Below are 9,400 nucleotides of genomic sequence, written 5' to 3'. Positions count from 1 at the left end.
GGTGGTCGGGGTCATGACGGCGCGAACGTGCGGCGCGGCGTTCCTATCCCGCCCCGTGCCATGCCCCATATGGCCGCTGCCGTTCAGGCGGAGCGGAGCCGCCCGTCGCCCTCGTCCTGGGTCTTGTCCAGCCAGGGATGATCCTCGGGCAGCGGCGTGGCGAAGGCCAGGCCCACCCGTCCTTCGCGTTCCCAACGGATATAGCCGCGAACGGGCGTGTCGCCGCCGATACGGATGCCGACCGCCGCCCCGCCCACGATATAGGCGGGGGGCAGCCCCTCGATCATGGTGCCGGTGGTCGACAGGTCGCGGATGCGCACATCGATCGTCGCATCGCCCGACAGGATCTGGGCGATGCGCAGGACCTTCACGCGCGGGCGACGGAGCGATTTCAGGCCGACCGGTTCGGCATGGCCGCCATGCTCGCGCATCGACTGGGGGACGTCGGGGGCCTCCATCGGCTTGCCATAGACGAAGCCCTGGATATGGCTGCACCCCAGGCCGCGGATCATCTCGATCTCGTCCTGGATCTCCACCCCCTCGGCGGTGGTTTCCATGCCCAGCGTGTCGGCCATGGTCACGATCGCGCGGATGATCGCGGCATTGCGGCTGCCCTTGCTGCCCGCGCCGCGCACGAAGGACTGGTCGATCTTGATCTTGTCGAACGGCGCATGACGCAGATAGCCGAGCGAGGAATAGCCCGTGCCGAAATCGTCCAGCGCCAGCCGGATGCCCAGCGCCTTCAACGCGGCGAACTGGCGATGCGATTCCTGATTGTCGTTCAGGAAGACGCTTTCGGTGATCTCCAGCTCCAGCCGCGCCGCCGCAAGCCCCGATTGCGCCAGCGCCTGCGCGACGAGCGCGGGCAGCTGCGGCTTGGCGAACTGAATCGACGAGACGTTGACCGCGACGCGCACGTCCTGCGGCCAGCCCGCCGCCTCGATGCAGGCGGTGCGCATCACCCATTCGCCGATCTGTTCGATCAGGCCGCAATCCTCGGCGACCGGAATGAACTGCGACGGCGGGATATGGCCCTGTACCGGGTGGTGCCAGCGCAGCAGCGCCTCATAGCCGACGATCATCGCGTCGCGGGTCGACACGATCGGCTGATAGACCAGGCGGAACTGCCCTTGCGCGACGGCGATGCGCAGGTCTTCCTCCATGCGCTTGCGGCTGCGCGCGCCTTCCAGCATCGCCTCGGCATAGAAACGGTGGACGCCGCGCCCGTCGCCCTTGGCCGCATACAGGCCCAGATCGGCATTGCGGATCAGCGTCTGCGAATCCTCGCCGTCGTAAGGCGCGATGGCGATGCCGATCGAACAACCGATCGTGACCTCATTGCCCTGAATGTCATAAGGGCGGGACAGGGCGGCGATGATCCGGTCCGCCAGCATGGCCAGCCGATCCCGCGCATCGATGCCGGGCAGCAGAATCTGGAACTCGTCGCCGCCCAGCCGTCCGACCAGCCCGATATCGCCGACCACGTCCTCCAGCCGCCGCGCGACCTGTTGCAGCAACAGGTCGCCCGCCTGGTGGCCCAGCGTGTCGTTGACCGCCTTGAACCGGTCCAGGTCCATCAGGAACAGCGCATTGGGGCGCCAGGGATGGATCGACTGTTTCAGCGTCTTGTCGAGCGACAGGGTCATGCGCTGGCGATTGGCCAGCCCGGTCAGGCTGTCGAACAGCGCCAGGCGGGTGATCTCCGCCTCCGACCGGCGCTTCTCGGTCAGGTCGGACCCCGAGCCGATAAAGCCGCGAAACCGGCCGATGCCGTCCAGGATCGGGCGGCCCGATATCGACCACCAGCGGTCGGACATCGTCCCGTCCTCGGTCACCGCGCAGACGGTATAATCGGAAAAGCCGGTGCGCGAGGACATGTGGAAGGACAGGGTTCGCTCGGTGCCGGGCGCGGAGGGGTCCATCTGGAACAGTTCGGTCAGCACTTTCCCGCGGCTGTCGATGCCGGCGGCCGCCAGGTCGCGCGCCACCTTGTCCGACAGATAGGTGAGCCGCCCATGCCGATCGGTTTCCCAGAACCAGCCGGTGCCATGTTCCTCGAACTCGGCGATCATCTTCACCGCCTGCTGCCCCTGGCCAAAGGCAAGGGCGTGGTCGCGGGCACCGTCATAATCGAGCTGCCCGACGGTGCGCGCCTTGAGGATCAGGAACAGCAGCGGCGGCAGGACCGCCGCCAGGACGGGCAGGATCGACACGCCCCAGGCCAGCGCCGTGACCGGCGCCAGAAACGCGAAGCCGAAGGAATAGCCCAGCAATGCGCCACGCACGGCGTTCAGCATCGACGCGGTCGCCCACATCGTGCAGGCGAGCGTCAGCACGGCCACCCATCCGCTGGTGCCGTGATGCGCATTCGCCACGATCAGCAGCATCGGCCCGGTGGCCAGCGCGACCAGCAGGCCCATGACGCTCAACCATTGTTTCAGGCGGTAGAAGGGCCATTGTCGCGAAACGCCGCGCCACAGCACAAAGCCGAAGACCAGCGTGGCCGCCACCATCAACCCGCCCGCGGTCGCCTTTTCGAACCGTTGGGACGACGGCTTGTCCAGCGAATCGAGCCCGAAGATGGTTGCCACGGCCACCAGATTCTGCAGGATCGCCAGCGGCCAGGTACGGCACAATGTCTTCAGCCGCCCCAGGTGCAGCGACACCAGCAGCTCGTCATTATCCTCGACCAGCCCCATCAGGGCGAGGAAGGACAGGGTCTTGGAGGGGGCTGGCGACATGCGATGTGCGGATTTCCAATAATGCCGCACCAGACTGCGCTAACTCTGGTTAAGATAGCTTGAAACCGGCGCCGTCCATTGCGTCGGCCGCGCCGCTTTCGCTAAGGACGCATGCATGACGACCCTGATCCGCGACACCGACCTGATCGAGAGCGTGGCCGACGCGCTCCAGTTCATCAGCTATTACCACCCGATGGATTATATCCGTGCCCTGGGTAAGGCCTATGAGGCCGAGAAGAGCCCGGCGGCCAAGGATGCCATCGCGCAGATCCTGACCAACAGCCGCATGTGCGCGGAGGGGCATCGCCCGATCTGCCAGGACACCGGCATCGTCACCGTCTTCGTGAAATGGGGCCAGGACTGCCGCCTGTCGGGCGACCGTTCGCTTCAGGAGGTCGTCGATGAGGGCGTGCGCCGCGCCTATCTCCACCCGGAAAACAAGCTGCGCGCCTCGATCCTCGCCGACCCCGCCTTCACCCGCCGCAATACCAAGGACAACACGCCGTCGGTCCTCCATGTCGAGATGGTGCCGGGCAACACGGTCTCGGTCGACGTCGCGGCCAAGGGCGGCGGGTCGGAGAACAAGTCCAAGTTCAAGATGATGAACCCGTCCGACTCGATCGTCGACTGGGTGCTGGAGATGGTGCCGCAGATGGGCGCGGGCTGGTGCCCGCCGGGCATGTTGGGCATCGGCATCGGCGGCACGGCCGAAAAGGCGGTGCTGCTCGCCAAGGAATCGCTGATGGGCGCGATCGACATGGGGCAGCTCAAGGAGCGCGGTCCGCGCAACGATATCGAGGCACTGCGCATCGAGCTGTTCGACAAGGTCAATGCGCTGGGCATCGGCGCGCAGGGGCTGGGCGGCCTGTCCACCATCCTCGACGTCAAGATCATGGACTGGCCGACCCATGCCGCGTCCAAGCCGGTCGCGATGATCCCCAACTGCGCCGCGACCCGCCACGCGCATTTCACGCTGGACGGCTCCGGCCCGGTCTATCTGGAAGCACCCAAGCTGGAGGAATGGCCCAAGGTCGACTGGAAGCCCGACCTCCAGGCCGCCAAGCGCGTCGACCTGAACACGCTGACCCCGGAAGAGGTGAAGAGCTGGAAGCATGGCGACCGGCTGCTCCTGAACGGCAAGATGCTCACTGGCCGCGACGCCGCGCACAAGCGGATCAAGGACATGCTCGATCGCGGCGAGGAACTGCCGGTCGAGTTCAAGGGCCGCGTGATCTATTATGTTGGTCCGGTCGATCCGGTCGGCGAGGAAGTGGTCGGCCCGGCCGGTCCCACTACCGCGACCCGCATGGACAAGTTCACGCGCATGATGCTCGACCAGGGACTTCTCGCGATGGTCGGCAAGGCCGAGCGCGGCCCGGCGGCGACCGACGCGATCCGCGAATACCAGTCCGCCTATCTGATGGCGGTCGGCGGCGCGGCGTACCTCGTCGCTCGCGCGATCAAGGGATCGAAGGTCGTCGGCTTCGAGGACCTTGGCATGGAGGCGATCTACGAGTTCGACGTGGAGAATTTCCCCGTCACCGTCGCGGTCGATTCCGAGGGTCAGAACGTCCACACGCTGGCCCCGCTGGTGTGGCGGGACAAGATCGCCAAGGAAGGCCTGCTGACCCCGGCTTGAGGCTGGGGCGCCGTCTTCTAGAGTCGAAAACGATCAACTCTGCTCACCCCTCCCCTTCAGGGGAGGGGCCGGGGGTGGGCGCTTCCGCAAGCGAAACGCCCATGGCGATGCCCCAACCCCTCCCCTGAAGGGGAGGGGCTAAAACCGTGCAATGCTGATCGCTTTCAACTCTAGCCCCTCCCGCAGGCGGGAGGGGTTGGGGAGGGCAGGGAGTCTCACCGAGACTATCGCCCGTGGTTTTCCCCCCTATCCCCTCCCGTTTACGGGATGGGCGTGCCAGGTTTTAGGCGTTGGATGCGATCACCGCCCGATCGCTCAATTCTTGTACAGCGCGTCCAGGCGTTCGCCATACACCTCGCGCAGGACGTGGCGGCGGATCTTCAGCGACGGCGTCAGTTGTTCGTTCTCGATACCGAAGGGTTCGTCGGCGATGATGAAGCGGCGGATGCGCTCGGTGACTGACAGGTCGCGGTTGACCCGGTCGATCGCCGCCGAGATGGCCCTGCGGAAATCGAGATCGTCCTCCAGCGCGGCGCGATTGCATCCCGTCCCCGACTTGGCGCACCATTCGGCGGTCCATTCGGCATCGGGGACGATCAGCGCGACCATATAGGGTCGCCGGTCGCCCGCGATCATCGCCTGGCCGATCTCGGGTTGCAGGGTCAGCATCCCCTCGACCTTCTGGGGGGCGACATTCTCGCCCTTGTCGTTGATGATCAGGTCCTTCTTGCGGTCGGTGATGCGCAGCCGCCCGGATGTGTCGATCTCGCCGATATCGCCGGTGTGGAGCCAGCCGTCCTTGAGCACCCGCTCGGTCTCGGTCGGGTTGCGCCAGTAACCGTGCATGACCAGTTCGCCGCGCACCAGGATCTCGCCATCCTCGGCGATCCGCACCTCGGTGTTGTCGAGCGGCGGGCCGACCGTGTCCATGCGCACGCCAGCCTTGGGCCGGTTGCAGGCGATGACCGGTGCGGCCTCGGTCTGGCCATAGCCTTGCAATAGGGTGAGGCCGATCGAGTGGAAGAACAGCCCGATCTCGGGATTGAGCGGCGCGCCGCCCGACACCATCGCCTTCAACCGGCCGCCGAATTTCTTCGCGATCTTGGGTTTGAACAGCGTGTTGACCGCGAGCTGCGCCGGCCGGTCGATCAGCCGCAAGCGGCCGTCATAGCTCTTCGCCCCCAGCGCCAGCGCCTGGTCGAGCAACCGGGCGCCCAGCCCGCCCTTCTTCTCGATCGCCTTGGCGATGCGGGTGTGCAGCACCTCGAACAGGCGGGGCACGACGAACATGATCGTCGGGCGCACCTCCTCGATATTGGCGGCCAGCTTGTCGAGGCCCTCGGAATAATAGATCTGCCCGCCCAGCGAGATGGGGAAATGCTGGCCGCCGGTATGCTCATAGGCGTGGGAGAGGGGGAGGAAGGACAGGAACACCTCGTCCCCCCAGCCGAAATCCTCGGCGATCACCGCGCTGCACCCGGCGCAATTGTGCAGGATCGCGCCGTGATGCTGCATCACCCCGCGCGGCGCACCGCCGGTGCCCGAGGTATAGATGATGCAGGCCAGATCCTCGCGGGTGAAATCGGCCTCTCCGGCGACCACCACCGGATCGGCGGGATGCTCGGCGATCATCGCGTCGTACTGGCGGCACTCGATCTGGCTCGGCCCCAGTTTCAGCGCCTCGATGCCGATCACCGTCTGGACATGGTTGGAGCGCAGCGCGGCGGGCATCAGCGTGGTCGCCAGCTTCTGCGTCGAGACGATGATCGCGCGTGCGCCCGAATTCTCGATGATGTGCGCGTGGTCACGCTCGGTATTGGTCGTGTAGGTCGGCACGGTGACGCCGCCCGCCGCCATGATGGCGAGGTCGGCGATACACCATTCGGGGCGGTTCTCGGACACCAGCATCACCCGGTCGCCGCGTTGCAGGCCGGTGGCCTTCAACCCCGCCGACAGGCTGGCGACCTGGCGCGCGGCTTGCGTCCAGCTGATCGACTGCCAACTGCCGCCCTGCTTGCGCCAGAGGAACGGCGCGTCGCCCTTCTCGGAGGCGCGCGTGAAGAACATGGTGACGAGATTGGGGAAATATTCGAGCGTACGCATGGTGCCTCTCCCACCGGCCCGTATCGCGTGACGTAACGCGCGACCGGGCTCTTTGTTTATTATTCCGCCGGGCGTCCCAGTTTGTCGCCGACCCTTTGGATCGCGGTCGTCCGGCCGGTCACGTCGATCGCCACGCCCTCGCTGCGGGGATCGGCGGCACCGACCCAGCGCCCGCCGACGCGTTCGATGGCATTGGCCTTCAGGCCCATCGGCGCGACGACGACCGTCTCACCCAGCGCCCGAAGTCCGGGGACAAGCGCTTCGAGCGCCGTGCCCTGTTCGACCGTCGCGACCTTGTACGGCGCGAAGAGCAACCCCTGCGCGATCGCACCTTGCGCACTCAGCTTCCAGTCGATGACGCCGATGATCGCCTTGGCGACCTGCGCGATGATGGTCGATCCGCCCGCCGCGCCGACCGCCAGGCGGACCTTGCCGTCGGGACCATAGACGATGGTCGGCGACATGGAACTGCGCGGCCGCTTGCCGCCCTCGACGCGGTTGGCGACCAGATCGCCGTCCTTGACCGGCACGATGTCGAAATCGGTCAGCTCGTTGTTCAGCATCGTCCCGTCGACCGACAGGCCCGAGCCGAACGAGCCCTCGACCGTGGTCGTCACCTCGGCGACATTGCCTGCCGCATCGACCGTGACGAGATCGGTCGTGCCGGGCACCTCGCTGACCGGTGCGCGGACGCGCGGCGGCGCGCCGGGCGGCGTGCCGGGCGACACCGACGCCATGGTCCGGTCGGGGGAGATCAGCGCCGATCGGTCGGCGATATAGGCCGGGTCGAACAGCCCCTTCAACGGCACCCGGACATAATCGGGATCGCCCAGATACGCATCGCGATCGGCATAGGCGAGGCGCGAGGCCTCGGCGAACAGATGCCAGGCCTGCGGCGAATCCTTGCCCAGTCGGCCCATGTCGAAGCGTTCCAGCAGCTTCAGGATCGACAGCATCGTCGATCCGCCGCCGGAGGACGGCCCCATGCTGCATACCTTATAGCTGCGATAGGTGGCGCAGAGCGGCGGGCGCGGCTTGGCGGCGTAGCTGGCGAGGTCGCCGGTCGTCATCTTCGACGGATTGCGCTGTGCGGTGTTGACCGTCGTCACCAGCTTCTGCGCCTGCGGCCCGACATAAAAATAATCGGGTCCGAGCTTGGCGATCCGCTCCAGCAATGCGGCCTGTTCGGGGTTGCGGATGATGCTGCCGAGCGGGAGCACTTGTCCATCGGGGCCGGTCAGCCGCGCGCGGGTGGCGGCGTCGACATGGCCGCCATAGCGGGTCAGCGCGGTCTGCAGGCGCGGGGTCAGCTTGAATCCGTCGCGCGCCAGCCGGATCGCGGGCTGGAACAGTCGCGCCCAGGGCAGCTTGCCGCCTTGGCGGTGGGCCAGCGCCATGCCGCGCAGCGCGCCGGGCACGCCGACGCTGCGCCCGCCGGGCACGGCATCGGCATGGCTGAGCGGGCGGCCGTCGGGACCGTAGAACCAGTCGGGGGTGGCCGCCATCGGCGCGGTCTCGCGCGCGTCGATGGTGTTGGTGCCGCGCGCGTCATGACGCACCCAATAGCTGCCGCCGCCGATGCCGGAGCTTTGCGGCTCGACCACGTTCAGCGCCAGCATGGTCGCGATGGCGGCATCGGTCGCGCTGCCCCCGGCGCGCAGGATTTCGACCCCGGCGGCGGCGGCGCGCGGGTCGGCGGCGCTGACCATGCCGGTGGCCGGGGCCTTGATGGGCTGTCGCGCGTCGACGGGCGCGGCGAGTGGCAGCGTCAGCGCTGCGACGGACAGGAGCCAGTGCTTCATGTCCGCGACCCTAGCGGCAAGGCGCGGCCCGCGCCAAGCCGTAACGTCAGGCGCCGACCGCCTCGCCCACACTGGCGAAACCGTCACGCGCGAGCATCCCGTCGAGATCGGCGAGGATGCGGGCGGCGAGGCCAGGCCCTTCATAGACCAGCGCCGAATAGAGCTGGACCAGGCTCGCCCCGGCCCGGATGCGGGCATAGGCCTCCGTGCCCGAATCGATGCCGCCAGCCGCGATCAGGGTCATCGCCCCCCCCGTGGCCGTACGGAAATCGGCCAGCCGCTGGCGGGCGAGCGGGGCGAGCGGACGACCCGACAGGCCGCCGGTCTCGCTGGCATTGGCGCTCTTCACGTTCGGCCGGGTGATGGTGGTGTTGCCGATGATGATCGCGTCCAGCCGGTTGTCGATCGCGGCGCGCGCGATCTCGTCGATCTGCGAAGGCTCGAGATCGGGGGCGACCTTCAGGAACAGTGGCACCGTGCCCGCCGCCTCGCGCGACGCGGCCAGCAGTTCGGCGAGCGCAGGCCCGTGTTGCAGGTCGCGCAGGCCCGGCGTGTTGGGGCTGGAGATGTTGATCGTGACATAATCGGCGATCGGCGCGGCCTGGGTCACGCCGTGGCGATAATCGGCGATGCGGTCGGCGGCGTCCTTGTTCGCGCCGACATTGATGCCCAGCACGCCCTTGCGTTTCGCCGCCTTGGCGCGCGCCAGTCCGGCGTCCAGCCCGCCATTGTTGAAGCCATAGCGGTTGACCACGCCCTGGTCCTCGACCAGCCGGAACAGGCGGGGTTTCGGATTGCCGGGCTGCGGTCTCGGGGTCAGCGTGCCGATCTCGACCAGGCCGAAGCCCAGCCCGAAAAAGCCGTCGATCGCTTCGCCATTCTTGTCGACCCCCGCCGCCAGCCCCAGCGGATTGGCGAAGTCGATCCCCGCGACCGTGGTAGCAAGACGCGGATAGCGCGCCGGATCGGCCCCCAGCGGCGCGCCGAGCGAGCCCCAGCGCGACAGCATCGCCACCGTCAGGCCATGGGCGCGTTCGGCATCGAGGGCGAAGAGGAGCGGGTGATAAAAGGCCATGTCGGCCCGGTTAGCGGATTGCGGGGGGAGGGGGAAGGTG

General features: G+C 67.4%; 5 protein-coding genes. 1 reads left to right on the top strand and 4 read right to left on the bottom strand.

The window, feature by feature from the left end:
* Positions 1-83: 83 nt before the first annotated feature.
* Positions 84-2,741 (bottom strand): putative bifunctional diguanylate cyclase/phosphodiesterase, encoded by a 2,658-nt coding sequence (locus BSZ14_RS18035; protein ID WP_241823828.1) that lies wholly within the window; start codon positions 2,739-2,741, stop codon positions 84-86.
* Positions 2,742-2,856: 115 nt separating this feature from the next.
* On the opposite strand from BSZ14_RS18035, the gene BSZ14_RS18030 reads away from it, so the two are divergent.
* A complete protein-coding gene (locus tag BSZ14_RS18030; protein ID WP_076711961.1) occupies positions 2,857-4,380 on the top strand; it encodes a fumarate hydratase in 1,524 nt (507 codons plus the stop codon).
* Positions 4,381-4,695: 315 nt separating this feature from the next.
* On the opposite strand, the gene BSZ14_RS18025 is transcribed toward BSZ14_RS18030, so the two are convergent.
* From BSZ14_RS18025 to BSZ14_RS18015, 3 genes are read right to left on the bottom strand one after another with little or no spacing between them, the layout of a single operon-like run.
* Positions 4,696-6,483, bottom strand: a complete 1,788-nt coding sequence (locus tag BSZ14_RS18025) for an AMP-dependent synthetase/ligase (protein ID WP_076711960.1) — start codon at positions 6,481-6,483, stop codon at positions 4,696-4,698.
* Positions 6,484-6,542: 59 nt separating this feature from the next.
* Positions 6,543-8,285 (bottom strand): gamma-glutamyltransferase, encoded by a 1,743-nt coding sequence (ggt, locus tag BSZ14_RS18020; protein ID WP_445190552.1) that lies wholly within the window; start codon positions 8,283-8,285, stop codon positions 6,543-6,545.
* 46 nt (positions 8,286-8,331) lie between these two features.
* On the bottom strand, positions 8,332-9,360 hold the full coding sequence (locus tag BSZ14_RS18015) for a quinone-dependent dihydroorotate dehydrogenase (protein ID WP_076711959.1): 1,029 nt from the start codon (positions 9,358-9,360) through the stop codon (positions 8,332-8,334).
* Between the last annotated feature and the right edge of the window lie 40 nt (positions 9,361-9,400).

The organism is Sphingomonas sp. Sph1(2015) (assembly GCF_001970915.1).
Classification (GTDB): Bacteria; Pseudomonadota; Alphaproteobacteria; order Sphingomonadales; family Sphingomonadaceae; genus Sphingomonas; species Sphingomonas parapaucimobilis.
Note: the sequence above shows the minus strand (reverse complement) of the source record. Positions and strands in the feature narration are given on the sequence as shown.